The 23,758-nt window shown below is 68.0% G+C and carries 29 protein-coding genes and 2 tRNA genes; 18 read left to right on the top strand and 13 right to left on the bottom strand.

The window, feature by feature from the left end; genetic code table 11:
• Window positions 1–55 precede the first annotated feature (55 nt).
• Genes dinB through ACU6RU_RS06130 form a run of 3 tightly spaced genes read left to right on the top strand, consistent with a single transcriptional unit; the run spans window position 56 to window position 2,232 of the window.
• Entirely contained in the window at window positions 56–1,315 is a 1,260-nt protein-coding gene (gene dinB, locus ACU6RU_RS06140) for a DNA polymerase IV (protein ID WP_446726125.1), read from the top strand.
• A 40-nt stretch (window positions 1,316–1,355) separates the two neighbouring features.
• Window positions 1,356–1,676 (top strand): hypothetical protein, encoded by a 321-nt coding sequence (locus ACU6RU_RS06135; protein WP_120262672.1) that lies wholly within the window; start codon window positions 1,356–1,358, stop codon window positions 1,674–1,676.
• Window positions 1,651–2,232, top strand: coding sequence for a hypothetical protein (locus ACU6RU_RS06130; RefSeq protein WP_446726124.1), 582 nt, complete (start codon window positions 1,651–1,653; stop codon window positions 2,230–2,232). The genes ACU6RU_RS06135 and ACU6RU_RS06130 overlap by 26 nt, the downstream gene beginning before the upstream one ends.
• Here ACU6RU_RS06130 and ACU6RU_RS06125 read toward each other — a convergent pair whose 3' ends face one another.
• From ACU6RU_RS06125 to orn, 5 genes are all read right to left on the bottom strand, one after another.
• The gene (locus ACU6RU_RS06125; protein ID WP_120262671.1) at window positions 2,233–2,706 is read right to left on the bottom strand and encodes a DUF2017 family protein; all 474 of its coding nucleotides are present in this window, start codon (window positions 2,704–2,706) and stop codon (window positions 2,233–2,235) included.
• The gene (gene clpS / locus ACU6RU_RS06120) at window positions 2,703–2,993 is read right to left on the bottom strand and encodes an ATP-dependent Clp protease adapter ClpS (RefSeq protein ID WP_289331434.1); all 291 of its coding nucleotides are present in this window, start codon (window positions 2,991–2,993) and stop codon (window positions 2,703–2,705) included. Before clpS ends, ACU6RU_RS06125 begins: the two co-directional genes overlap by 4 nt.
• Window positions 2,993–3,343, bottom strand: a complete 351-nt coding sequence (locus ACU6RU_RS06115) for a metallopeptidase family protein (protein WP_446726123.1) — start codon at window positions 3,341–3,343, stop codon at window positions 2,993–2,995. The genes clpS and ACU6RU_RS06115 overlap by 1 nt, the downstream gene beginning before the upstream one ends.
• Before the next feature lie 26 nt (window positions 3,344–3,369).
• A tRNA-His gene (locus ACU6RU_RS06110) sits at window positions 3,370–3,445 on the bottom strand.
• Between the two features lie 38 nt (window positions 3,446–3,483).
• Window positions 3,484–4,107: an oligoribonuclease gene (gene orn, locus ACU6RU_RS06105; protein ID WP_120262668.1), complete on the bottom strand. Its 624-nt coding sequence runs from the start codon at window positions 4,105–4,107 to the stop codon at window positions 3,484–3,486.
• 193 nt (window positions 4,108–4,300) lie between these two features.
• On the opposite strand from orn, the gene ACU6RU_RS06100 reads away from it, so the two are divergent.
• Genes ACU6RU_RS06100 through ACU6RU_RS06070 form a run of 7 tightly spaced genes read left to right on the top strand, consistent with a single transcriptional unit; the run spans window position 4,301 to window position 11,684 of the window.
• Complete coding sequence (locus tag ACU6RU_RS06100) at window positions 4,301–5,431, top strand: Gfo/Idh/MocA family protein (protein WP_289331435.1); 1,131 nt, start codon at window positions 4,301–4,303, stop codon at window positions 5,429–5,431.
• The gene (locus ACU6RU_RS06095) at window positions 5,428–6,156 is read left to right on the top strand and encodes a cupin domain-containing protein (RefSeq protein WP_446726122.1); all 729 of its coding nucleotides are present in this window, start codon (window positions 5,428–5,430) and stop codon (window positions 6,154–6,156) included. Before ACU6RU_RS06100 ends, ACU6RU_RS06095 begins: the two co-directional genes overlap by 4 nt.
• Complete coding sequence (locus tag ACU6RU_RS06090) at window positions 6,153–7,241, top strand: Gfo/Idh/MocA family protein (protein ID WP_120262666.1); 1,089 nt, start codon at window positions 6,153–6,155, stop codon at window positions 7,239–7,241. Before ACU6RU_RS06095 ends, ACU6RU_RS06090 begins: the two co-directional genes overlap by 4 nt.
• A gap of 42 nt (window positions 7,242–7,283) precedes the next feature.
• Window positions 7,284–8,312: an ABC transporter permease gene (locus tag ACU6RU_RS06085; protein ID WP_120262665.1), complete on the top strand. Its 1,029-nt coding sequence runs from the start codon at window positions 7,284–7,286 to the stop codon at window positions 8,310–8,312.
• Window positions 8,309–9,235 carry a carbohydrate ABC transporter permease gene (locus tag ACU6RU_RS06080; RefSeq protein ID WP_259455174.1) on the top strand — a complete coding sequence of 309 codons (927 nt, stop codon included), beginning with the start codon at window positions 8,309–8,311 and terminating at the stop codon, window positions 9,233–9,235. Before ACU6RU_RS06085 ends, ACU6RU_RS06080 begins: the two co-directional genes overlap by 4 nt.
• Before the next feature lie 44 nt (window positions 9,236–9,279).
• Entirely contained in the window at window positions 9,280–10,947 is a 1,668-nt protein-coding gene (locus ACU6RU_RS06075) for an ABC transporter substrate-binding protein (RefSeq protein WP_289331438.1), read from the top strand.
• Between the two features lie 32 nt (window positions 10,948–10,979).
• Window positions 10,980–11,684, top strand: a complete 705-nt coding sequence (locus tag ACU6RU_RS06070) for a hypothetical protein (RefSeq protein WP_446726121.1) — start codon at window positions 10,980–10,982, stop codon at window positions 11,682–11,684.
• Window positions 11,685–11,697: 13 nt separating this feature from the next.
• On the opposite strand, the gene ACU6RU_RS06065 is transcribed toward ACU6RU_RS06070, so the two are convergent.
• Window positions 11,698–11,770 (bottom strand) — tRNA-Arg (locus ACU6RU_RS06065).
• 174 nt (window positions 11,771–11,944) lie between these two features.
• On the opposite strand from ACU6RU_RS06065, the gene ACU6RU_RS06060 reads away from it, so the two are divergent.
• Entirely contained in the window at window positions 11,945–12,094 is a 150-nt protein-coding gene (locus ACU6RU_RS06060; protein WP_289331440.1) for a hypothetical protein, read from the top strand.
• Here ACU6RU_RS06060 and yczE read toward each other — a convergent pair.
• Complete coding sequence (gene yczE, locus ACU6RU_RS06055; protein ID WP_120262660.1) at window positions 12,075–12,737, bottom strand: membrane protein YczE; 663 nt, start codon at window positions 12,735–12,737, stop codon at window positions 12,075–12,077. The genes ACU6RU_RS06060 and yczE overlap by 20 nt on opposite strands.
• 61 nt (window positions 12,738–12,798) lie before the next feature.
• Here yczE and yczR point away from each other — a divergent pair, with 61 nt between their 5' ends.
• Window positions 12,799–14,208, top strand: a complete 1,410-nt coding sequence (yczR, locus tag ACU6RU_RS06050; RefSeq protein ID WP_446726120.1) for a MocR-like transcription factor YczR — start codon at window positions 12,799–12,801, stop codon at window positions 14,206–14,208.
• Between the two features lie 27 nt (window positions 14,209–14,235).
• On the opposite strand, the gene ACU6RU_RS06045 is transcribed toward yczR, so the two are convergent.
• Window positions 14,236–14,496, bottom strand: a complete 261-nt coding sequence (locus ACU6RU_RS06045) for a hypothetical protein (protein WP_120262658.1) — start codon at window positions 14,494–14,496, stop codon at window positions 14,236–14,238.
• 114 nt (window positions 14,497–14,610) lie between these two features.
• Here ACU6RU_RS06045 and msrA point away from each other — a divergent pair, with 114 nt between their 5' ends.
• From msrA to ACU6RU_RS06020, 5 genes are all read left to right on the top strand, one after another.
• On the top strand, window positions 14,611–15,138 hold the full coding sequence (gene msrA, locus ACU6RU_RS06040) for a peptide-methionine (S)-S-oxide reductase MsrA (RefSeq protein WP_446726119.1): 528 nt from the start codon (window positions 14,611–14,613) through the stop codon (window positions 15,136–15,138).
• A 154-nt stretch (window positions 15,139–15,292) separates the two neighbouring features.
• Complete coding sequence (locus ACU6RU_RS06035) at window positions 15,293–15,787, top strand: single-stranded DNA-binding protein (RefSeq protein WP_120262656.1); 495 nt, start codon at window positions 15,293–15,295, stop codon at window positions 15,785–15,787.
• A 37-nt stretch (window positions 15,788–15,824) separates the two neighbouring features.
• A complete protein-coding gene (locus ACU6RU_RS06030; RefSeq protein ID WP_259455172.1) occupies window positions 15,825–16,319 on the top strand; it encodes a DUF6993 domain-containing protein in 495 nt (164 codons plus the stop codon).
• A 56-nt stretch (window positions 16,320–16,375) separates the two neighbouring features.
• Window positions 16,376–18,055 (top strand): energy-dependent translational throttle protein EttA, encoded by a 1,680-nt coding sequence (gene ettA / locus ACU6RU_RS06025; protein ID WP_120262655.1) that lies wholly within the window; start codon window positions 16,376–16,378, stop codon window positions 18,053–18,055.
• Window positions 18,048–18,575, top strand: coding sequence for an acyl-CoA thioesterase (locus ACU6RU_RS06020; RefSeq protein ID WP_289331443.1), 528 nt, complete (start codon window positions 18,048–18,050; stop codon window positions 18,573–18,575). Before ettA ends, ACU6RU_RS06020 begins: the two co-directional genes overlap by 8 nt.
• Here the strand turns inward: ACU6RU_RS06020 and ACU6RU_RS06015 are convergent.
• Window positions 18,553–19,500, bottom strand: a complete 948-nt coding sequence (locus ACU6RU_RS06015) for an acyl-CoA thioesterase (RefSeq protein WP_446726118.1) — start codon at window positions 19,498–19,500, stop codon at window positions 18,553–18,555. The genes ACU6RU_RS06020 and ACU6RU_RS06015 overlap by 23 nt on opposite strands.
• Before the next feature lie 20 nt (window positions 19,501–19,520).
• Here ACU6RU_RS06015 and ACU6RU_RS06010 point away from each other — a divergent pair, with 20 nt between their 5' ends.
• Window positions 19,521–20,195 (top strand): hypothetical protein, encoded by a 675-nt coding sequence (locus ACU6RU_RS06010; protein WP_120262653.1) that lies wholly within the window; start codon window positions 19,521–19,523, stop codon window positions 20,193–20,195.
• 1 nt (window position 20,196) lies between these two features.
• Here ACU6RU_RS06010 and ACU6RU_RS06005 read toward each other — a convergent pair whose 3' ends face one another.
• The 4 genes from ACU6RU_RS06005 to ACU6RU_RS05990 are packed head-to-tail and all read right to left on the bottom strand — an operon-like array spanning window position 20,197 to window position 23,758.
• A complete protein-coding gene (locus ACU6RU_RS06005) occupies window positions 20,197–20,667 on the bottom strand; it encodes a globin (protein ID WP_289331445.1) in 471 nt (156 codons plus the stop codon).
• Window positions 20,664–21,788, bottom strand: a complete 1,125-nt coding sequence (locus tag ACU6RU_RS06000) for a mechanosensitive ion channel family protein (protein ID WP_434543661.1) — start codon at window positions 21,786–21,788, stop codon at window positions 20,664–20,666. The genes ACU6RU_RS06005 and ACU6RU_RS06000 overlap by 4 nt, the downstream gene beginning before the upstream one ends.
• 46 nt (window positions 21,789–21,834) lie before the next feature.
• Window positions 21,835–22,509 (bottom strand): response regulator transcription factor, encoded by a 675-nt coding sequence (locus ACU6RU_RS05995; protein ID WP_183045262.1) that lies wholly within the window; start codon window positions 22,507–22,509, stop codon window positions 21,835–21,837.
• Window positions 22,499–23,758: a sensor histidine kinase gene (locus ACU6RU_RS05990; RefSeq protein ID WP_259455170.1), complete on the bottom strand. Its 1,260-nt coding sequence runs from the start codon at window positions 23,756–23,758 to the stop codon at window positions 22,499–22,501. The genes ACU6RU_RS05995 and ACU6RU_RS05990 overlap by 11 nt, the downstream gene beginning before the upstream one ends.

The following is a 23,758-nucleotide window of genomic DNA, read 5'->3' as shown; positions in this document are numbered from 1 at the left end:
CCGCTTCGTCGCCCGAGCAGCGCCCGGTGTCGGTGGCACGGGCGAGAATGGAACCATGGGACGCGGAGACGGTTCGGGGCGCATCGTTTCGCCGCCCGACGCCGACGACACCGGCACGCGCATCCTCCACGTCGACATGGATGCGTTCTACGCGGCGGTGGCGGTGCTCGACGATCCGTCGCTCGCCGGCAAGCCCATCATCGTGGGCGGCGTCGAACGGCGCGGGGTTGTGTCGAGCGCCTCGTACGAGGCTCGTCGCTTCGGCGTGCGCTCGGCAATGCCGGTCGCACGTGCCCTGCAGCTCTGCCCGCAGGCCATCGTCGTGCCGACGACCTTCGAGCGGTACGCCGAGCTCTCACGCGGCGTGATGGAGATCTTCCGATCGATCACACCTCTGGTCGAGCCGCTGTCGATCGACGAAGCCTTCCTCGACGTGAGCGGTGCTCGTCGGCTCTGGGGGAGCCCGCGCGACATCGCTCAGCTCATCCGCGCACGTGTCTTGGACGAGACGGGCCTCACCTGCAGCGTCGGGGTCGCGGCGACCAAGCATGTCGCGAAGATGGCGTCGACGATCTCCAAGCCCGACGGTCTCCTCGTCGTCTCCGAGCACCAGACGCTCAGATTCCTGGCCGGACGGCCGGTCGGCGCTCTGTGGGGCGTCGGGCCGAAAGCAGTAGAGGCCCTTCTCACACGCGGCATCCGCACTGTCGCCGACGTTTGGGACACCCCCAGATCGGTGCTCGACCGCGCCCTCGGGCCCGCGATGGGCGAGCGTGTGTGGCATCTGTCGCGTGGGCACGATGCGCGGCAGGTCCAGACCGAACGGGCTGAGAAGAGCATCTCGCACGAGGAGACGTTCTCTCACGATGTCACCGATCTCACGGTGCTCCGTTCCGAGCTCCGACGCCTGGCTGATCGGGTCGGAGCGCGGCTGCGCGCGGGTGGGTGGGAGGCCGGCACGGTGTCGATCAAGGTCCGTCTGAGCGACTTCTCGACATACTCACGCTCGCAGACCCTGCCGCTCGCGACGAACGTCGGCCAACGGATCGGTTCGGCCGCCATTGATCTCCTCTCGACGGTCGAGCTGTCGCAACCGGTGCGACTCATCGGGGTGCGCGCCGAAAAGCTCCGACCCGACGGAACCGGCGGACTGACGCTCTGGGACGACGACGAGGAGTGGCGCCGCGTCGACGACGCGCTCGACGGAGCCCGCGCTCGCTTCGGTCGCGGCGCGGTCACGCGGGCGAGCGTGCTCGGGCCTCGACGCGACGTCGGCGCCATGCCCACCAACCCACGGCCCGACCACGATCACTGACACCTGTACCGCGAGCGCCGGAGGAGGGTACGGTGGGTCCATGCCCAACCTCGCACTCGAACTCGGCAAGCAGTCCGCGACCATCGGCGTCACCAGCGCTTACGGTGAGCAGCAGGATGTCGGTGGCATCACGCTCATCCCTGTCGCGTTGACGTGCAGTGGGTTCGGCGCGGGCGAGGACACCGAGGGCAACAGCGGCGGCGGTGGCGGCGGTTACGCCATTCCTGTCGGCGCGTACGTACGCAAGGGTGACGATCTGCGCTTCGAGCCGAACCTCGTCTCGCTGGTCGCCGTCGGCATTCCCTTCGTCTGGGTCGTGGGCCGCGCTCTCAGCCGTGTCATCCGCGCCCTCAAGAAGTAGGGCTGCCGCGCGCCTGACACCGGGCGCGCTCATCGAAAGCGTGCTGGGCGAATTGTCGCCGGGCGGTGTCGTGATCATCGACGGACGCAGCGGCGCCGGCAAGTCGACGCTGGCCCGTGAGCTCCAGCGGCGGTGGGCCACCCTGAGCACGACGCCCCAGCTTGTCGCGCTCGATGAGCTCTATCCCGGATGGGACGGTCTCGCGGCCGGCGCCGAGTACGCCGTCGCGCGCGTGCTCGCCCCCCGCCGTCACGGTGAGGCAGCGCGATGGCAGCAGTGGGACTGGGCTGAGGACCGTTACGGCGCTGAGCGTGTCGCGAACGCGGCCGACGCGATCATCCTCGAGGGGAGCGGCGCGTTGACGCCCGCGGCGGCGTCCTTCGCGGCGGTCACGATATGGCTGGACGCCCCGGCGGATGTGCGCAAGCAGCGCGCTCTGGCGCGTGACGGCGAAACCTACCGGCCGCACTGGGAACGCTGGGCGGCGCAGGAGCAGGACCACATATCCCGCAATGACCCTCGGAGCCTCGCGACGCATGTCGTCGAGCTCGCCTGATCACGCGTCGAGCGATTGCAGCAGCATCTCCTGCCGATAGCCGAGCCACTCGTAGACGTCGAAGCGCGGATCGCCGACAGGCATGATGCTCTCGTCACTGATTCCGATGCGCTCCGCGAGTACGAGACGAAGTCCCGCCAGGGTGCGCAGCCATGCGGTCTGCTCTCGCGCGTCGAGTGCGAGTGTCAGTATCGCCGCGGGCTCCGTGTCGCCCTCATGATCATGAGGGCTCGAGAGGGCCGCCAGCATCAGCCGGGCGTCCGCGGCCCGTGTGGCCGCCAGATCGTCGCGGGTGAGTTCACGGAACTCCGCCGCGGCATCCGGGTCGTCCGGATAGGCGTCAGGCGAGAGCCGTCGCGCCGCCGGGTCACGCGGGTCATCGGGCGTGGTGACGAGTTCGAGGTACTGCTCGACGAGCTCGCGGAGGTAGTCCGCCTCAGGGCGGGGTAGTCCGAAGACGACGGAAGGGGTCATTCGTTCCCCCGCCGCACGGTCGCCCAGAGGCCGAACTCATGCATCGCTCGCGTGTGGGCCTCCATCGCTTCACGCGGACCTTCCGCGACGATTGCGTGGCCATCGTGATGAACGGCGAGCATGAGCTGTGTCGCGCGGTCGCGCGAGTACCCGAAGTAGGTCCGGAACACATGGACGACGTATGACATCAGGTTCACGGGGTCGTTCCACACGACGGTCTGCCACGGTTCGTCTGGCGCGGCGCGAAGGTCGGTCTCGCGGTCCAGGTCGGGGAGCGCGGTGCTCATCATGCCCACCCCAGCTCGTGCAGGCGGTCGTCGTCGATTCCGTAGAAATGAGCGATCTCGTGGACGAGGGTGGTGTGGATCTCGTCGCGAAGGCCCGGAAGATCGTCGCAGGCGGCCAGGTGGGGTTCGCGGTAGACGATGATGCGATCCGGCAGTTCGCCCTGACCGTAGCGGTCACGCTCGGTGAGGGCGTAGCCGTCGTAGAGGCCCCGCAGGTCGAGGCTGCCGTCTTCGGGGCGGTCTTCGACGACGAAGATGACGTTGTCGAGCCCGTCGATCATGTCATCGGGCAATCGGTCGAGCTCGTCGGTGACGAGGAGTTCGAACTCTTCGACATCCATCTCGATCATCTGCACTCCCGGACCGGGGTGTTACGTGGGGTGGCTAACGGGACTTGAACCCGCGACCCCCGCGACCACAACGCGGTGCTCTACCAACTGAGCTATAGCCACCATGTCTCCCGGTGAAACCGGGCAACCCTACGATTGTATTACACGGATGGAGCGTACGACGACACGGCTGCCTCAGCGGCTGCCCGGGCCTCGTCGCTGGTGGGTCCGGGCTCGGCCACGAACACGGCGGAGCGGTAGTAAGCGAGTTCACGGATCGACTCTCGGATGTCGGCCAGCGCCCGGTGTCCGCCGTCCTTGGCCGGCGCCTGGAAGTAGGCGCGAGGGAACCAGCGTCGCGAGAGTTCTTTGATGCTCGAGACGTCGACGTTGCGGTAGTGCAGCCAGGAGTCGACACGCGGCATGTACTTCGCGAGGAACATACGGTCGGTGCCGATGGTGTTGCCCGCCAGCGCGGCCTTCCCCTCGGGAACGAAGCGCTGGATGTACTCGAGCACGGCGGTCTCGGCATCAGCGAGCGCCACGCCCGAGTCGAGTTCGGACAGCAGCCCCGAGGTCTCGTGCATCGCGGTGACGAAGTCGCCCATGTTCGCCCGTGCGGCCTCGCTCGGACGGATGACGAGCTGGAAACCCGGGTCGAGCGGTCGGAGCTCGTAGTCCGTGACGATGACGGCGACCTCGACGAGCTCGTCGACGCTGAGATCCAGCCCCGTCATCTCGCAATCGATCCATACGAGACGGTCGTTCTCGGCTGTTCCCACCATGTCGCCCATCCTAGTGATCGGCTGCGACACGGCGGCCCGCCCCGTGGCTGCTCGCGCCCGGCGCGGGTACCCGGAAGGCGTTTTCCGATTCGTCGGAGAAAATCCTTGACCACGCGCGTCGTTGTGTCCATCATGACTACTACGTCGTAGTAATACGTAGTAGAAGCGCAACGCTCAGGAAGTGCGAGGAAGCATGTTCAGGATCGGCATCATCGGCACCGGCGGCATCGCCAGCGCGCACATCGGTGGGTACCTCGCCTTCCCCGGCGAATGCGAGATCGTCGCACTCGCCGACGTCTCGCCCGGGAAAGCCGCGCAGAAGGCCTCCGAGTTCGGCCTCGTCGACGCCGTCGGGTACGACGACCCCCTTCGGATGATCGCAGAGGCTGATCTGGACCTCGTCAGCATCGCGACACCCCCTTCGACCCACGCGGCACTGTCGATCGCGGCCCTGGACGGGGGAGTGAACGTGCTGGTGGAGAAGCCGATGGCGCCGTCTCTGGAGGAGTGCGACGCGATGCTCGCGGCTCAGGAACGCTCGGGCAAGATGCTCTCGGTGGTGGCGCAGAACCGGTTCCGCGACGACCTCGCGACGCTCAAAGCCGTCGTCCAGTCCGGCCTGCTCGGATCGATCTCGTCAGTGCGTGTGGACTCGGCTTGGTGGCGTGGGCTGCCCTACTACGACCTCTGGTGGCGCGGAACCTGGGAGAAGGAGGGCGGCGGCTGCACCCTCAACCATGCGATCCACCACATCGACCTGCTGCTGTGGCTGCTGGGTCGCCCGACGGAGATCACCGCGATGCTCGCGAACGCGCAGCACGACAACAGCGAGGTGGAGGACCTCTCGGTCGCCGTGTTGCGATACGAGCGCGGCCTCGCTCAGCTCACCAGCTCCGTGGTGCATCACGGCGAAGAGCAGGAGATCGTCATCCAGGGGGAGAAGGCCCGGGTATCCCAACCCTGGCGGGTGATCGCCGAGCGCACAGACAGCGGGGGGTTCCCCGCGAAAGGCGGCGCCCCCGACGTGGTGGCCGCCATCGAAAGCGTCGTCTCCGCGCGGAAACCCCTCGCTCACTCCGGACACGCCGGGCAGATCGGCGATCTGCTCGGCGCGATCCGGGACGGCCGCGCGCCGATTGCGGACGGGTGGGACGGCCGCAACGCGATCGAGGTCGTCACCGCCATCTACAAAGCGGGTATCGAACGCGCGTTCGTGGAGCTGCCGATCGGGGCCGACGACCCCTACTACCGTGCCGGTCGACTGGTCGAGCGGGCACCGCACTTCTTCGAGAAGCAGAAGTCGCTCGCAGAGGCGGCATCGTGACCGTGTCATCGTTCCCCGGCGGCACCTCGCTGTCGCACCTCGACATCTACGATGACCCCGCTTCGGACGGCATCCGCGGCGGCAGCCCGCACATGCATCTCGTCTCGACCGAGGCGTACCTCGTCGTCGGTGGGCGGGGAGCGCTGCAGACCATCGACAGCGACGGATTCCGCGAGGCGGTCCTGGAGTCCGGGTCGGTCGTCTGGTTCACGCCCGGAACGATCCACCGGGCGGTCAACCAGGGCGGGCTCGAGGTGCTGGTGCTGATGAGCAATGCGGGCCTGCCCGAGGCGGGCGACGCCGTGATGACGTTTCCGTCCGAGATCGTCGGCGACCCGGCCGCCTACGCAGACGCCGCGTCATTGGGCGAGGGCGACGAGCGCGCCGCCCGTGCCGCACGTCGGCGTGATCTCGCCGTGTCGGGGTTCGAGACACTCCGCGACGCCGTCATCGACGGCGATCGGACGCCTCTCGAGAAGTTCTACCGACAGGCCGGGGCCATCGTCCGGCACCGCGCAGCCGCCTGGGGACGACTCGTGCGCGAACGCGCGCTCGCGCAGGCGGAGCAGTCGCTGACGCTCACCGACGCCGTCGCGCGTGGCGACGTGACTCACCTGCACGATGCGCGAATCCATGAAGCTCCCACGGCGTCCGGCGATCGCGCATTCGGCATGTGCGGACGGATCCGCGCCTACGACCTCACAGACCAGGAGAACCCCCGATGAGCCATTCATACACTTTCGACGCCCTCCCGCGTCCGGTCGTCGAGCCGGGCGAGTTCGCCTTCGCGGCTGTGGGCCTCGACCACGGGCACATCTTCGGGATGACCGACGGGCTCGTCGGTGCCGGTGCGACCGTGACCTGGGTGTTCGACGATGACCCCGCTCGTGCTGCCGCGTTCGCGAAGCAGTACCCGACGGCACGTGTCGCGTCGAGCGAGCAGGAGGTGCTGGACGATCCCGAGGTGCGCTTGATCGCGACGGCGGCCATCCCCTCGCAGCGTGCTTCGATCGGACTCCGCGCGATCGAAGCGGGCAAGCACGCGTTCGTCGACAAGGCCCCGCTCACGACGTTCGCGCAGCTGGATGCCGTGCGCGAGGCGACCGCGCGGACCGGGCTGCTCTACGCCGTCTACTACGGCGAGCGCGTCCATTCGGAGGCGGCGATCCTCGCCGACCAGCTCGTCGAGCGCGGAGCGATCGGCCGGGTGCTCCAAGTCGTCTGCTTCGGGCCGCACCGCGTCGGGAGCGGACGACCCGACTGGTTCTACGACCCAGCGCAGTACGGCGGCATCCTGTGCGACATCGGAAGCCACAACTTCGATCAGATCCTGCATTACACGCGCGCGGCGGGCGGTCGCGTGTCGATGTCGACGATCGCGAACTACGCGCATCCTGAGACGCCCGGCCTGCAGGACTTCGGCGACGCGCACGTGATCCTCGACAACGGGGCGACGGGCTACGTCCGGGTCGACTGGTTCACACCGGACGGGCTGGGCGTGTTCGGAGACGGCAGGACACTGCTGCTCGGCACCGACGGGTACATCGAGCTGCGCAAGTACATCGATATCACCACCGACAACGGCGGTGGCCAGCTGTTCCTCGTCAACCAGAACACGCAGCAGCGCTTCGATGCGAACGGGATGACGGGCTTCCCGTACTTCGGGCGGCTCATCCGCGACTGCCTGGACGGCACCGAGACCGCCATGAGTCAGGCGCACGCGCTGATGGCCGCAGAACTGAGCCTGCACGCGCAGGCGGGTGCGACGCTCGTCGGCTCGTCCTCGCATGCGTCGGTGCTCACGCCCTAGACGCAACCCGCTCACGAGAACCACGACGATGTGGAGTTCCCTATGACGCAATCCGTTCACCCGCCCGTGCGGCTCGGCGATGCCCCGCCCGCCGGCACTGCGACGCGCGCGATCACGACTGCGCCGGCGAAACGGCGACGGTTCCGGCGAGATCGCACGCCCCGTGCCAAGCAGACCTGGCGCCGCGCCCTCGCCCGGGACTGGCGGCTGTACACGTTCCTGCTCGCGCCGGTCGTCTTCCTGCTCGTCTTCAGGTACATCCCGATGCTCGGGAACGTGATCGCGTTCCGGCGGTTCCGCCCCGGCGGCTCGATATTCGGCGACGAGTGGGTGGGCTTCTACTACTTCGAGGCGTTCATCTCGAACCAGCAGTTCTGGACGGTGTTCTGGAACACGGTGGTTCTCGGCGGTCTCACCTTGCTCATCACCTTCCCGTTGCCGATCATCCTCGCCCTCATGCTCAACGAGCTGCGATCGCGACGCTTCAAGCGGATCGTGCAGACGATCTCGTACCTGCCCCACTTCATGTCGGTCGTGATCGTGGCGGGCCTCGTGCTGCAGCTCACCGCGCTGAACGGCACGGTGAACCAGGTGGTCGAGGCGATCGGGGGCGACCCCGTCCCGTTCATGCAGCGGCCCGAGTGGTTCCGCTCCATCTACGTGTCGTCGGAGGTGTGGCAGACCGTCGGCTGGGGAACGATCCTGTACCTCGCGGCGCTCACCACGATCGACGACCAGCTGTACGAGGCTTCCCGCATCGACGGGGCGAACCGCTGGCAGCAGACCTGGCACATCACTCTGCCCGGAATCCGCCCGACCATGATGGTCCTCCTCATCCTCAACATCGGCTCCTTCATGGCCGTCGGATTCGAGAAGGTCCTGCTGCTGCAGAACCCGCTCATCTATTCGACGGCGGACGTCATCTCGACCTACCTCTATCGCGTCGGCATCCAGTCGGCCCAGTTCTCGTACGGAACGGCCATCGGCTTGTTCGAGGCGATCATCGGCCTCGTGCTCGTGCTCGGCGCCAACGCCCTCTCACGTCGATTGGTTGGTACCTCGCTGTGGTGACCGAAGCCCTGCCCCCCAAGCCCGACGCCGCACGCGTGCGGCGGGAGACCGGCGTCATCCGGGAATCGCCGGGATACCGCGCCTTCCGTGTCGTGAACGCCGTCGCTCTCGTCCTCGTCTGCGTCGTCACGCTCTACCCCTTCATCAACCTCGTCGCCAAGGCGTTCTCGTCTGAGGGGTACATCGCCGCCGGCGAGGTCAACCTCATCCCGCGGGGATTCAACATCGACACCTTCCGCGTGGTGATGAACGACGGCACGTTCTGGACGAACTACGGGAACACGTTCCTCTACACGATCGTCGGGACCATCATCGCGATGGCGATCACGACGACATATGCGTACGCGCTCAGCAAGCCGTATCTGAAGGGCCGGACCTTCTTCGTCGGCATCGCCGTCTTCACGATGTTCTTCGGCGGCGGGCTCATCCCGAACTACATCCTGATCGCGAACTATCTCGGGTGGCGGAACAGCATCTGGGCGGTCGTCGTCCCCGGGGCGCTCAGCGTGTTCAACCTGCTCGTCATGAAGTCGTTCTTCGAGAACTTCCCCGAGGAGCTCGAAGAGGCGGCAGCCATCGACGGGCTCACAACCTATGGCATCTTCTTCCGGGTCGTGCTGCCGCTGTCGAAGGCCGTGCTCGCGACGATGACGCTGTTCTACGCGGTCAGCATCTGGAACTCGTGGTTCAACGCCTTCCTGTTCCTCGACGACAAGTCGCTGTTCCCCGTGACGGTCTATCTCCGAAACCTCATCGCTGCCGCGACGGGGGTACAGGAAGCGCTCGGCGGCGAGTCCGCGCAGGTCGCCTCGAACATCCAGGCCGTCACGATGCTCCTCACGGTGCTCCCCATCATCTGCCTGTACCCCTTCATCCAGCGCTACTTCGTCTCGGGCGTGATGCTCGGGTCGGTCAAGGGCTGAATCCCCTACGTCGAACGACGGCGTTCACACAGAGGAGAAACACAATGAGAATCACTCGCCACACCTTTGCCGGTGCCGCGGGCTTGGCGGCTGCCGCGCTCGTGCTCTCGGCCTGCTCCGGACCCGGTGCCGAGGATGCTGCCGGCGACGGCGGCGCCACGATCGCGGATGCGCAGTCCGTCGGCGCCATGGAGGACTTCGAGGCCGGGGTCACCTTCGCCGCGACCGAGCCCGTCGAGTTCTCGCTGATGTACCGTGACCACCCCAACTACCCGGTGAAAGACGACTGGTCGATCTTCCGGCATCTTGAGGACGATCAGAATGTCACGTTCTCGCGCACGGACATCCCCATGGCCGACTTCGACCAGAAGAAGTCGCTGCTCATCGGTAGCGGCGAGGCGACCGACATCATCTCGTCGACCTACGCCGGGTCCGAGACGCAGTTCGTTTCCGGCGGGGCGCTCCTGCCGATATCCGACTACTTCGACTACATGCCGAACTTCCAGCAGAAGATCGCTGACTGGGGTCTCGAAGACGACCTCCAGAATCGCCGGCAGGAGGACGGGAAGATCTACCATCTGCCGGGGCTGCGAGAAGTTCCCGACGTTCAATACTCCGTTGCCATCCGCGAGGATCTCTGGGAGAAGGCCGGCATCTCCGAAGACCCGGCCACGTGGGACGAGTACCTCGAGCAACTCGAGAAGGTTGCCGCAGCCAACCCCGAACTCGACTACGCCATGTCGGACCGCTGGACCGACGCGACGCCGCTCGGCTCGCTGCTGAGCATCATGGCGCCGAACTATCCGACGGCAGCCGGCTGGGGCTATGCGAACACGTGGTACGACCAGGAAGCCGGCGAGTACGTGTTCACCGGCGCGTCCGACGGGTACAAGGAGGTCGTCTCCGATGCGGCCGCTCTGGTCGAGGCGGGCGTCCTCGACCCGGAGATCACCCAGAGCGACGACCAGGCCGTGCAGAAGTTCATCGCCGGCAAATCGGCGGCGATCTCCGGCAACACGCAGACAATCGCCGAGTACCGGCAGAAGTTCGCTGACTCGGGGCAGGGCGACGTTCCGATCCGGCTGCTCTCGCTCCCCGGCGGACCGGCGGGGGACAAGCTGCCGAGCGGTCGCTTCACATCGGGCATCCTCATCTCGAGCGCTGCCGCCGAGAAGCCCTACTTCAAGGCGCTGTTGCAGTTCGTCGACTGGCTGTACTACTCCGACGAGGGCCTCGAGTTCGCGCAGTGGGGCGTCGAGGGCGAGACGTTCACACGCGAGGCGGACGGCACGCGCAAGCTCATGGACGACATCGCCTGGAGCTCGATCAACGCCGGCGCACCGAAGCTGCTCAACGCCGATTACGGCTACAGCAACGGTGTCTTCCTGCTCGCGAACGGCTCGTCTCAAGAGCTGGTGCTCTCGATGATGACCGACGAGATCGCCGCGTGGACGGCGGCGCAGCTCGAGAAGAAGGAGCAGCTCCCGACGGCGCCCGCGCCGCTTCTCAACGAGATCGAGCTCGAGCAGACCTCGCTGCTGCAGACGCAGCTCACCGACGCCGTGCACGCCGCGACCGCATCGTTCATCACCGGCCAGCGCTCCATCGAGAACGACTGGGACGCGTACGTGGCCGAGCTCGAGGGACTGGGGTCGGGCCAGCTGATCGACACCTTCAACACAGCCCTCGAGCGAACGCTGAAACAGGACTGAGCGGAAGGGCGCGGGACGGAGGGAGCGAGGAAATGGATGTCGAGGCCACCACGGATCGTCGAAGCGACCCGGCCGATGAGGTCGGCCGGGGGCCGTTGTCACGCGGCGCGGCGTTCGTCTACCGACAGATGGTGCTGGAGGCGCAGCTGCTGATCGCCGTGCTGCCGTCCATCGTCACGATCCTGTTGCTCGATCGCGACCCCTCGAACCTCCCGTTGTTCGTGCTCGCGTTGCTGCCCGTCGCCCCCGCGCTCGTCGCGGGGGTGGCGGCGGCCACGGTCGCGCACACCGATCTGTCGCCCAGTCGCCATTTCTTGCGCTCATATCGCCGCGACCTCGTGCCCACTCTTCGGTGGGCGGCGCCGGCGGCGCTCGCGCTCGCACTGCTGACCTTCAACCTGATCCACCTCGGAGACGTCGACGGCGGGGCGGCCCTGCGCCCGCTCTACACGGTGCTGAGTGCGCTCGTCCTCATCTGGGGCGGCCACATGGTCGTCCTCACTGCCAGCTTCGAGTTCCGTCTGCGTGATGCGGCTCGTATCGCCGTGGTCCAGCTCGCGTCGCAGTGGCGGTTCTCGTTGGGCGTGCTGTCGCTCATCGTCGTCGCGGCGTTCCTCGTCATCGTCTCGAGCGAAGCCGTCCTGCTGCTCGTACTCTGGGCGTTCGCGGGCCTGCTCGCGCTCATGGCGCGACCGTTGCGAGACGACACGGCCCGGAGGTACACGCGGTCATCGTGACGCGCACGCGGAGTGCCCCCGACAGGATTCGAACCTGTGACCAACGGATTAGAAGGCCGCTGCTCTATCCACTGAGCTACGGAGGCGGATGTCTCTACGGTATCGCGCGGCGACGGGCATGTCCGGCCAGAAGGCGCCGGGCTCTGGCCCCGCGGGTTCCGGCGGCGTAGCCTGCCGGTGTCGGAAGGGGTTCGAGGATGAACGCGCAGACGCGATCTACAGCACTATGGGTGGCATACGGAACCGGGGGAGTCGCGGGGATGATTCGCCATCGCGGCGACGAGTACGTCGTGACGATGGCGGGAGCAGACGCCGAGCTCGGCTCGTATCCCACGATGGAGATCGCGAAGAGCGCCCTCCATGCGCACATGACGCCGGGAGCGGAGTGGCCTACGTTCCGGGAGCACTGAGGCCGGGCATCGGGGCGGCGGGCGCCGCGGCAGGCTCGGCCCGGCCCGTGCCGCCACCCACGCGACTGCGGGAACGCCGGTCGAACAGCGGCAGGCTGACGTGCACGATGGGGCCGATGAGGACCGCGAACAGAACCGTGCCGAGGCCGACCGTGCCACCGAGCAGCCACCCGGTGACGAGGACGGTCGCCTCGACGCCGAGTCGACCCGCCCAGATGGGCCATCCCCACCGCTGGTGGATGCCGGTCATGAGTCCGTCACGGGGGCCCGGGCCGAGACGTGCGCCGATGTAGATCCCCGAGGCGACCCCGACCAGGACGGTGCCTGCGAGGAACATCACGACTCGAGCGAGCCAGTGGTCGGGCGTGCCTAGCAGGGGAAGGCTGAACTGCATCGCGGCGCCGACCACGAGGATGTTGGCGACGGTGCCGACGCCTGGCCGTTGACGCAGAGGGATCCACAGCAACAGCACCAGGAACCCCGTAATGCTCACCACCCATCCGATGCCGATGCCGGTGTTCTTGCTCACTCCTTCGGCGAAGACCGTCCACGGGTCGAGCCCGATCCCGGCGTCGACCATGACGGCGCAGCCCACGCCGAACAGGACGAGGCCGACGATGAGCTGTGAGAAGCGGAGGATCACCCGACCATTTCACCGGTGAATTGGCCATTGCGAAAGAGGCCAATTCACGTACTGTGGCCGTATGCACTCCCGGATCTCGGCCAGGTCGTTGGAAGTCGCGCTCGGAGGCTGGCGCACCCGAGAGCCGGCATACGAGGCTCTTGCAGACGGCATCCGACTGCTGTGCCTCGACAATCGCATCGCTGCGCGCACGCTGCTCCCGGCCGAGCGCGCTCTCGCACAGACGCTGGGGCTGAGCCGGACGACAGTGGCGAGCGCGTACGCCAGCCTGCGCGCGACCGGGCATATCGAGAGCCTGCGGGGTTCGGGCAGTGTGACCACCGCCCAGCCGTCACGCGGCGGAGGGACGGTACTCGCAGAGCCAGGGTCGATCGATCTGCAGCAGGCGAGCCCGAGTGCTTGGCCAGGACTCGCAGGGGTCATCGCGGAGACGGCATCGCATGCCGCAAGGCTCGTCTCGCGAACGGGTTACGACACCTTGGGGTCGAACCGTCTGCGCGACGCGATCGCGGACCGCTACACCCAGCGCGGCATCGCGACGTCGCGGGATCAGATCCTCGTCACCGCAGGCGCGCAGAGCGCCATCCATCTCTTGTCGGAGGTGCTCGTGGCCCGGGGTGAGCGCGTGCTCGTCGAGACCCCCACCTACCCCCATGCCGCTGAGGCTCTGCGAGCCGCGGGGGCCCGCCTCGTCGCGGTGCCGGTCACCACGACCCACGGGTGGGATCTCGATCGCCTCGACGAGGCAGCACGACGAACCCGACCGGCGCTCGCGTATCTGATGCCCACCCTGCAGAACCCGACGGGCCGCTCGATGACGAGGCGCGAGCAGGAGGCGCTGCGCGAGGTCGCCCAGCGCGGCTGCACGCTCGTCGTCGACGAGACCACGGCGGAACTGGCGTTCGGTGCGCCAGCGCCCCTGGCATTGCAGGAGGAGGATGTCGTCCGGATCGGCTCGCTCGGAAAGACCGTGTGGGGCGGCTTGCGCGTCGGATGGGTCCGCGCCCAGCCGGAGGTCATCCGCCGGCTCCACGCGGCGCGTCCGGCGCGTGACCTCGGTACGGCGGAGTTCGAGCAGGAAGTGGCGGCACGTCTCCTTCCGCGGATGGCCGAGATACTGCCGCAGCGCGCCGAGCTGCTCTCGAGCGGCTACCGCGCCGTGCGGGCGGCTCTGCGCGACAAGCTGCCTGATTGGGATGTTCCCGATGTCGACGGTGGCGTCGCTCTGTGGGTCGGTCTCCCGGCGCCCCTCAGCGGACCGCTTGTCCTCGGTGCGCGTGCGGAGTCCGTCTACCTCAGCTCCGGTCAGCGCTTCGCCGTCGACGGGGGACACGAGAACCGACTGCGCATGCCGTTCACGGCATCGCCGGCCGAGCTCGAGCGAGCCGTCGATGTCTTGGCCTCAGTGTGGGCGCGTGTGACGAGCGGCGCCCGGACGGCGGGACCGCCGCCCCTCGACGCCCTCGTGTGAAGCGCGCTCGGCGCGGGTCGCGAGGGGTCATCGTGAGAGTCGGAGGGTGTCGGCCGCCTCTGCGATGCGCCAGAACTCGCCGATCGATCGGAAGGAACGGGACGGCGCGTGGAATCGGAGGGCGAGGAATCGCTCGCCGCGCGGCGTCTGGACGCGGCGGACGAGCCCCCGCACGTGGCCGTCGCCCGCGACGACCCGCCAGCGGTCGGTGCCGAGCGCCACGAGCCTGTCACTCGGGCGCCCCGTCACTGTCAGGGTCTGATCGATCTGAGCCGGCATCGTCGACATGTGTGCCTCCTCCTCGGAGGCTACGCAGTGCCTCCGACATCGGCGGGAACACCGGCGCGGGCGTGATGGTTGGCTAGGGTGAGACCTCGCGTGAGCGGGAGAACGGAGCTTTCCATGACCACCACCTTCATCCTCGCCGGGGGCTGCTTCTGGTGCCTCGACGCCGCGTACCGCGCGCTCGACGGTGTTTCCGAGGTCGTGTCGGGTTACATCGGCGGCAACGTCCCGCACCCCAGCTACGAGGCGGTCTGCACGGGCACGACCGGCCACGCCGAGGCTGTATCGGTGACGTTCGACCCGGATGTGATCCCCGCAGACGTGATCCTCGACGCCTTCTTCACGATGCACGACCCCCGACAGCTCAACCGGCAGGGAGCCGACGTCGGCACCCAGTATCGTTCGGCGATGTTCCCGCTGGATGACGCGCAGCGCGAACTGTTCGCCGCCGCCCGCGACCGCGCCGACGAGATGTGGGGCGGCGGCGTGGTGACGACGATGGAGCCCGCCGATGATTTCTACCCCGCGGAGGACTACCACCAGGACTTCTTCGCGAAGAACCCCGGACAGGGATACTGCCTCGCGGTGGCGGTGCCGAAGGTCAACAAGGTGCGCGCCCGTTTCGCGGAGTACGTCCGGAGCTGACTCCTCCCCAGCGGGTAACGAGGGCGGTTCTGCACCGATGTGCGGAACCGCCCTCGTCGTCGACCGTGCGGAGCACAAGCTAGGAGCGCTCCGGCACTCGGCGGGCACGCGGGTGCCGGAGCGTTCCCCTTCCGTGCCCCGCTGAGGAGCAGACATGTCAGACCGCATCACCGTCATCGGAAACATCGCCACCGAGCCCGAGCAGCGCCGCACGGGCAGCGGCATCCCGGTCACGAGCTTCCGGCTTGCGAGCAGCCAGCGCTATCGCGACGCGCAGTCCGGCGAATGGGTCGACGGGACGACGAACTGGTACCGGATCAGTGTGTTCCGTGCGCTCGGCGAGAACGCCTTCGCGTCCCTTCGGAAAGGGCAGCGGGTCATCGTCGACGGACGACTGCGGCTGAAAGAGTGGGAGGCCGGCGACAAGCGCGGCATCGAGATCGAGATCGACGCCGATGCGATCGGACATGACCTCAAATGGGGTACGGCCACATTCCAGCGCACCCCGCGCCCGGATGCAGACGCCCCCGACCGCTCCGGCGCCGTGGACACGGGCCCGGCCGTCCCGCCGGGTCCCTCCAGCGTCGACGGTGACTGGGCCGTCGCTGTCGTTCCGGAGACGGACGGCGGCGGCCAGACGCCCTTCTGACAGGGTCGGGTGACGGAGCTCCGTCTAGAATCCAGGCATGCGTCTGCTTCGTTCGCCCCTCGCCCGCTCGTTGGTGGGGGCGGCCGGCGCTCTCGTCGTCGTCGTGTCGCTATCGGGGTGCTCGATGTTCGTCCCCGAGCCGGCGCCTCCCGCCACATCGGCTGCTCCCACCCCTCAGCCGACCACGTCGGAGGGGCCCGCGCCCCTCTCGCCCGAGAGCACGGCGAGCGACAACCTCCCGCTCTTCACCGAGGTCATGAATCAGGTGGCGGCCTCGCCCGACAGCGTCGCGGGTCGCGCTTATGTCGACGCGCTCGTGGCGGCGGGCTTCGACAAATCCACGATGCAGGTGACGGCCGACCGGACCTCTGTCGACGACCCGGTCGACAGTCTGCAGTTCTCCGTCCTGTGGGCGGGAGAGTGTCTCGTCGGACAAGTCGGCCCCTCGACCCCCGCACCCACGGCCATGGTGGTCCCGGAGCTTCCGAGCGGTGGCTGCCTGATCGGGAACACGCGCCCCATCGACTGGTGAATCGCGGGGCCCGCGCGGCGGAACCCGACGGCCCCGCCGACTAGACTCGAGACGTTATGGCCGAATACATCTACTCCATGGTCCGCGCCCGCAAGGCGGTCGGCGAGAAGCTCATCCTCGACGACGTCACGATGGCATTCCTCCCCGGCGCAAAGATCGGTATGGTCGGCCCGAACGGCGCCGGTAAGTCCACGATCCTGAAGATCATGGCGGGTCTCGACCAGCCGTCGAACGGCGAGGCGAAGCTCACGCCCGGCTTCACCGTGGGCATCCTCATGCAGGAGCCCGAGCTCGACGACACAAAGACCGTGCTCGAGAACATCGAGTCGGGCGTCGCCATCAAGGCCAAGCTCGACCGGTTCAATGAGATCTCCGCGCTCATGGCCGACCCCGACGCCGACTTCGACGCGCTGCTCGCCGAGATGGGCACCCTGCAGGAGGAGATCGACGCCGCCGACGGCTGGGACCTCGATTCGCAACTGAACCAGGCGATGGAAGCGCTGCGCACTCCGCCGGCCGACGCATCGGTGGCTCCGCTCTCGGGTGGAGAACGCCGCCGCGTCGCACTCGCGCGACTGCTCCTCCAGAAGCCCGACCTGCTTCTGCTCGACGAGCCGACCAACCACCTCGACGCCGAGAGCGTGCTCTGGCTCGAGCAGCACCTGCAGGCCTACAAGGGCGCCGTCATCGCCATCACGCACGACCGGTACTTCCTCGACAACGTCGCGGAGTGGATCGCCGAGGTCGACCGCGGCCGGCTCCTCAGCTACGAGGGCAATTACTCGACCTACCTCCAGAAGAAGGCCGAGCGCCTCGACGTCCAGGGTAAGAAGGACGCCAAGCTCGCGAAACGTCTGAAGGAAGAGCTCGAGTGGGTCCGCAGCTCGGCGAAGGGCCGTCAGACCAAGTCGAAGGCGCGACTGGCTCGCTACGAGGAGATGGCCGCCGAGGCCGAGCGCACGCGCAAACTCGACTTCGAGGAGATCCAGATCCCCGCCGGCCCGCGCCTGGGCAGCGTCGTGATCGACGCGAAGAAGCTGCACAAGGCGTTCGGTGACCGCGTGCTCATCGACGGACTCAGCTTCAACCTTCCGCCGAACGGGATCGTCGGTGTCATCGGACCCAACGGTGTCGGAAAGACCACGCTCTTCAAGACGATCGTGGGCCTGGAGCCGCTGGACGGTGGTGAGCTGAAGATCGGCGAGACCGTCAAGATCAGCTACGTCGACCAGTCGCGCGGCAACATCGACCCCGAGAAGACGCTGTGGGAGGTCGTCTCGGACGGGTTGGACATCATCACGGTGGGCAAGACCGAGATCCCCTCGCGCGCGTACGTGTCGAAGTTCGGTTTCAAGGGACCCGACCAGCAGAAGAAGGCGGGGGTGCTCTCCGGTGGTGAGCGCAACCGTCTGAACCTCGCGCTGACCCTGAAGGAGGGCGGAAACCTGCTGCTCCTCGACGAGCCGACCAACGACCTCGATGTCGAAACGCTCAGCTCGCTCGAGAACGCCCTTCTCGAGTTCCCCGGCTGTGCCGTCGTCATCACCCACGACCGGTGGTTCCTCGACCGCATCGCGACGCACATCCTCGCGTACGAGGGCACCGAGGAGAACCCGGCGCAGTGGTACTGGTTCGAGGGCAACTTCGAGGCGTACGAGGCGAACAAGATCGAGCGGCTCGGTGCGGATGCGGCGAACCCCGCGAAGTCGACCTACCGCAAGCTCACGCGTGACTGATCACGAGTCGCACTCGGTGGCCTCGGTGGTGACGACCGCCGGGGCCACGCGCGTCCGTATCCCGATCCATCTGCGCTGGGGAGACCTCGACGCGCTCGGACACGTCAACAACACCTCGATGCTCAAGCTCCTCGAAGAGGCGCGCCTGCGTGCGTTCTGGAAGCCGGAAGTCGGTCTCTCGGGGCCATCGACCGCGATCCTCGATGCCCTGAGCCTGTCAGCTGAGACCATGACGCTGATCGCGCGGCAGGAGATCGAGTACCTCGCGCCCGTTCCCTACGGTCAGCGCCCACTCGACGTCCAACTCTGGATCGGTCGCATCGGGGGGTCGAGCATCGACGTCTGCTACGAGGTCTACAGTCCCCGTGACGATGAGGTGCAGACGTGCTACGCCCGGTCCACCGCGGTGGTGGTGATGGTGTCGACCGAGACCGGCCGGCCCGTACGCCTGACCGATCAGATGCGAACGGCGTGGGCCCCTATCGTCGGAGAGCCCATCACCTACGCTCACCGTCGCTGATCGTCCCCGAGATCTCCGTGCCGGGGACCCGCACCATGATCTCCTGCGCGACGCTCGCGATGAGTGTTCCCGCGCGGTCGTAGATGCGTCCCGTCGACAGGCCTCGCCCGCCACGCGCGCTGGGCGACTCCTGGACGTAGAGGAGCCAGTCGTCCACGCGCGCCGAGCGGTGCCACCACATCGCGTGGTCGAGGCTCGCGACCTTCAGGCCCGGCGTCGCCCACGCGAGCCCGTGTGCGCGCAGCACCGGCTCCTGGATGGTGAGGTCGCTGAGGAACGCGAGCGCCGCGCGGTGCACGGTGGGATCGTCGGGCAGGGCTGAGCGGGTGCGGGCCCAGACCGCCTGCCGGGGCGTCTTCGTGGGGTCCGGGTCCAGGTAGATCGGAGCGGTGACGTGGCGCAGCTCGATGGGGCTCGCAGAGAAGATCCGCCGGCTCAGCGGGTGCATGCCGCTCAACTGCTCTTCGAGTGCGGGGAGGTCTTCGGGCTGCGGCATTCCGTCGGGCATCGGTTCCGCGTGCTCGACGCCGGGGTCCTCGTCCTCGAACGACGCGATCATCGAGAAGATCGGCATCCCGTTCTGGAACGCCTGCGTTCGCCGTGTCGAGAACGAGCGCCCGTCGTGGATGCGGTCCACGGAGAAGGTGATGTTGCGCGCCGAGTCGCCCGGGCGCAGGAAGTACCCGTGCATCGAATGGGGCACACGTTCGTCCGGCACGGTGCGCATCGCAGCCATCGTCGCCTGGGCGAGCACCTGCCCTCCGAAGACGCGTCCCTGGGGCATGACCTGCGATCTGCCGGTGAAGATGTCCTCTGTCGTCCGCGCCTCGCTCGACGAGAGGTCGAGCACGCTGAGCATGGCGGCGACGGAATCCGTCTCTTCGGCGGAGTGGTCGGGTGCGGGAGCTGAGCTGTGTGCGGACATCGCTCGGTAGTCTAGGACGGATGTCCGAGCGCCTCTTCTTCCCGCATTCCGAGGTCGCGCGCGACGTCCTGACGTTCGCCGGCCGCGCCGCCCGGCACGGCGACGGCGTCGTCAGGCTGCAGGCCGGCGCCGGCGTCCTCGCGCTCTCGTGTGCTCCGCTGTCTCCGCGTTCGCTCACCGACCCCACCCCGTTCGTCCTCGCTCTGCGGACGGCGCGGGTCGATCCCGAGCTCGAGTGCGACCTCACGGTCGACGCCGCTGCCCTCGCCCCCGACGCCGACGACGATCGCGCCGTCCGGCTCCCGGACAGCGCGGTCACGGCCGCGTGGTCCGGTGTTTCGCCGCCGCGCACCGGTTGGCGGGAAGACGGGACGCTCGACTCCGCCCGCGTTTCGCTCCGCGCTCAGTGGGGTATCGCCGCCGTCGCGCGTCAGCTGCCCACGGGGGCCGGTGACGACGTCGTCCACCTCGTCCGCTCGTCGGTGTGGGGTGCGCCGGACGGCGATCTGGCGGGTCTGCCCCTGGGTGTGGCCTTCGCGGCTGTCGGACTGGGGTTCATCGCGGGCGCCGAGAAGCCGACGATCCGTCGCACCGACGTCTGGACGCGCGTGTCCTTCGCGCGCGGGCACGTGCTCACCCGCGGCCCCGTCGCGATGGGGCTGACCCCCGTGCGGGCGACCGGCCCCGGACGGTGAGTCAGCTGGGCGTCGACGTGTCGTCGGCGGGTGCGGGATTCAGATCGATCGTCGCCCGGCCGTCCGGGCGCTGCGAAGCGATCCCGGCAGGCTCGAACGTGTTGACCATCGCATACGCTGCGCGTTCGAGGTAGTCCCAGAGCGTCGCCTCGTGCAACGGCGGTAGCGCGAGCTCGTCGAGCGCCGTTCGCATGTGGCGCAGCCACCGGTCTCGCGCGTCGGGATCGACGTGGAACGGGCGATGACGCATACGCAGCCGGGGGTGACCGCGCTCCTCGCCGTAGGTGCTCGGACCGCCCCAGTACTGCTCGAGGAAAGTCGTCAGCCGGTGGGCCGCGGGAGCAAGGTCTGCCTCGGGGTACATCGGCCGCAAGACGTCGTCGGCGGCCACCTCCCGATAGAAGACATCGACGAGGCGCACGAACGTGCCGTGTCCGCCGACCTCGTCGTAGAAGCTGACCTGGTCGCTCACGGGTTGCCCTTCTGCTGATCGGATGAATCGCCGTCGCCGGGGTGCGACTCGGGCGAGGCAGCGGCATCCGATCCCGCGCCGCCGCCCTTGTTGCGCTTCGGCCGCCACTGCGGGCGCCCCTTCACCGGCGGCGGGGTCACGGGGTGGGGCTTGGTCCGCGGCGGATTCGCCCCCCGGATGCTCTGGGCACCCTCGAAGCCGGTGAGGACGGTGGAGTTGAGCTGCGGCAGCTTGACCCCGAGCTCATCCACCGCGTGCTTCAGCCGTACGCGCAACGCTCGCGCGACGTCGTCCTTCGCGTTGGGACGCGTCTTCACGACCACGCGGATCACAAGAGCGTCGCCGGTGATTGACTCCAGCCCCCAGAGCTCGGGCTTCTCGATGATCCGGCTCCGCCACTTCGGCTCGCGTGCGAGGTCCTTCGCCGCGTCGATCACCGTCTTCTCGACGACCTCGACATCAGTGTCGGCAGGCACCGCGAGATCGATGATCACCCGCGACCAGCCCTGCGACATGTTGCCGATGCGGGTGATTTCGCCGTTACGAACGAACCACAGCGTGCCGTTGACGTCGCGAACATGCGTGACACGCACGCTGACGTACTCGACGATGCCGGTCGCGAGTCCGAGGTCGACGACATCGCCGATGCCGATCTGGTCCTCGGCGACGATGAACATGCCGTTCAGCACGTCTTTGACGATGTTCTGGGCGCCGAAACCCAGGCCCGCGCCGATGGCAGCCGACAACAGCGTGAACGAACCGAGAATGCCGGGGCTGAGGACCCCGACGACCATGAGCAGCGCGACGATGACGATGGTGACGTTGACGATGTTGGTCAGGATCGAGCCGAGCGTCCGCGTGCGCTGCACGATGCGCACCTGAGCCAGCGGCGACATGTCGATCGCGCGCGTGTCTTCGGCCTCGGCGCGCGTCTTCGCGCCGCGTACGATGCGGTCGACGATGCGCCCGATGAGTCGGCGCATCACCCACGACAGCGCGAACGCGCCCAGCACGATTCCGGCGACGGCGACGATGTTCCAGCCCGCTTCGGACAGGAACTTCCAGAAATCCTCAGCGGGGAACTCCCAGGCCATGGGCAGCGGAGTGGTCACGGTGGTCATCGCTCCGATCCTAACGATGCGTCCCTCGACTCTCCCGAGAGCATGGTCAGGAGTCGACGCCGGGATCGGCGAGCCCATGGGCGATGAGCACGGCGTGCACGCGGTCTCGTGCGGGGAGCTTGGTCAGGATACGACCGACATGGGTCTTCACCGTCGACTCGCTGAGGAACAGCTCGGCCGCGATCTCGAGATTCGTCAGCCCTCGCGCCATCGCGGCCAGGACGTCCGCCTCGCGGGCGGTGAGCGAGCTCGGGGCGACCGGCTGGGGCGCCGGGAGTCCTGTCGCGGTGACCAGCTCGATCATCCGCCGCGTGATCCGCGGAGCCAGGGTCGCTTCGCCCGCGGCGACCGCACGCACCGCGGCGACGAGCTCGTCCCGTCGCGCATCCTTCAGCAGGAAGCCTCCGGCGCCGGCGCGGAGCGCGCCGAACGCGTACTCGTCGAGGTCGAAGGTCGTCAGCACCAGCACCGCGACGCCCGGATACTCCGCTCGGATGCGTGCGGTGGCCTCGATGCCGTCGACGCCGGGCATACGCACGTCCATGAGCACGACATCGGGAGACGACGAGGCGACGGAGCGGAGCGCCGCCGCGCCGTCATCCGCCTCGCCGACGACCTCGATGCCCTCGGCAGCGTCGAGCACCATGCGGAACCCCAGGCGGATGAGCTGTTGGTCGTCGACGATCAGCACGCGGATGGGGGAGGCCTGGTCAACGGTCATGGTTCTCCTGTTCGAGCGGGATGCGGGCGTGCACGCGCCATCCTCGGCCGGGACCCGCCCCCGCGGTCACAGACCCACCCGCAAGGATGACGCGCTCGCGGAGTCCGCGCAGCCCGTATCCCGACGGCGACAGTGTGGGTACCACCGGCTCGCCGTCGTCGACGATGTCGACCTCTACAGCGTCCGGACGGTACGCGACTCGCACGTCGATGCGTTCCGCATGGCGCGCGTGGCGCATGGCGTTGGTGACGCCTTCCTGGACGATCCGCGAGATGGCCAGCTGCACCGCGCTGCTGAGCTGCGGCCTGTCGCCCGAGACGGTCAGCGTCGCGTCGAAGCCGGCGGCACGCGCGGAATCGACCGTCGCGACGGTCGTGTCGCGGGCCAGGGGAGCGAGCGGCGCGATGTCGTCCTCCCGCAGGATGCCGAGCGTGGCACGCATGTCACGCAGCGCTTCACGGCCCGTGGACGCGATCGCGGTGGCGCCGGGACGAGCCCGATCGATGTCGTTGGACGCAGCGACCCCCTCGGCGAGGGCGACCATCACGGTGAGCGAGTGGGCGACGATGTCGTGGAGTTCGCGCGCGATGCGATCGCGCTCGGCGGCCGCGGCGAGCCGGGTCTGCTGGTCGCGCTCGACGACGAGCTGGCGCGACCGGTCGATCAGCGCCGCGACGTAGCGGTGACGGTTGCCGACGTTGGCGCCGATGAGCGAGCCGATCAGCGCAGCGAGCGCCTCGCTGACCAGGGAGTTCCAGGCGATCGCGGGGCTGATGCCCCCGGTGAACGCGAGTACCGCGACCACCGAGGCCATCACGCCGAGGGCCGCACCGACACCGATGAGGCAGGCACGGACGCTCCGGTGGACGGCGAGGGTATAGGCCGCGATCCCGAGCATCGGGCCGCCCGTCGGCAGAGGCGCGAGGAGGTAGGCCAACGAGACGATGACCGCTCCCACGAACACGACCGTCGGGTAGCGTCTGCGCACCAGGAGTGACGCGCAGCCCAGCACGATGATCACCATGACGAACGGTCCGGTCGCGGGCCACCGCTGGCCGAGACCGACCGCTTCGTCGATGCGATCCTCGTAACTCGTCGCGGGGACGAGCGAGAACGCGAGGCAGATCAGCGCGGTGAGGATGTCGGCGAAGACGGGATGCCGTGCCCAGAACTGCCGCAGCACCCCCGGGGGACGCGGAAGCCGCAGCTCGTCATCATGCGATGACGGGCTGCGGCTTCCGGGAGACAC

The organism is Microbacterium sp. F1-18 (genome assembly GCF_052921305.1).
Note: the sequence above shows the minus strand (reverse complement) of the source record. Positions and strands in the feature narration are given on the sequence as shown.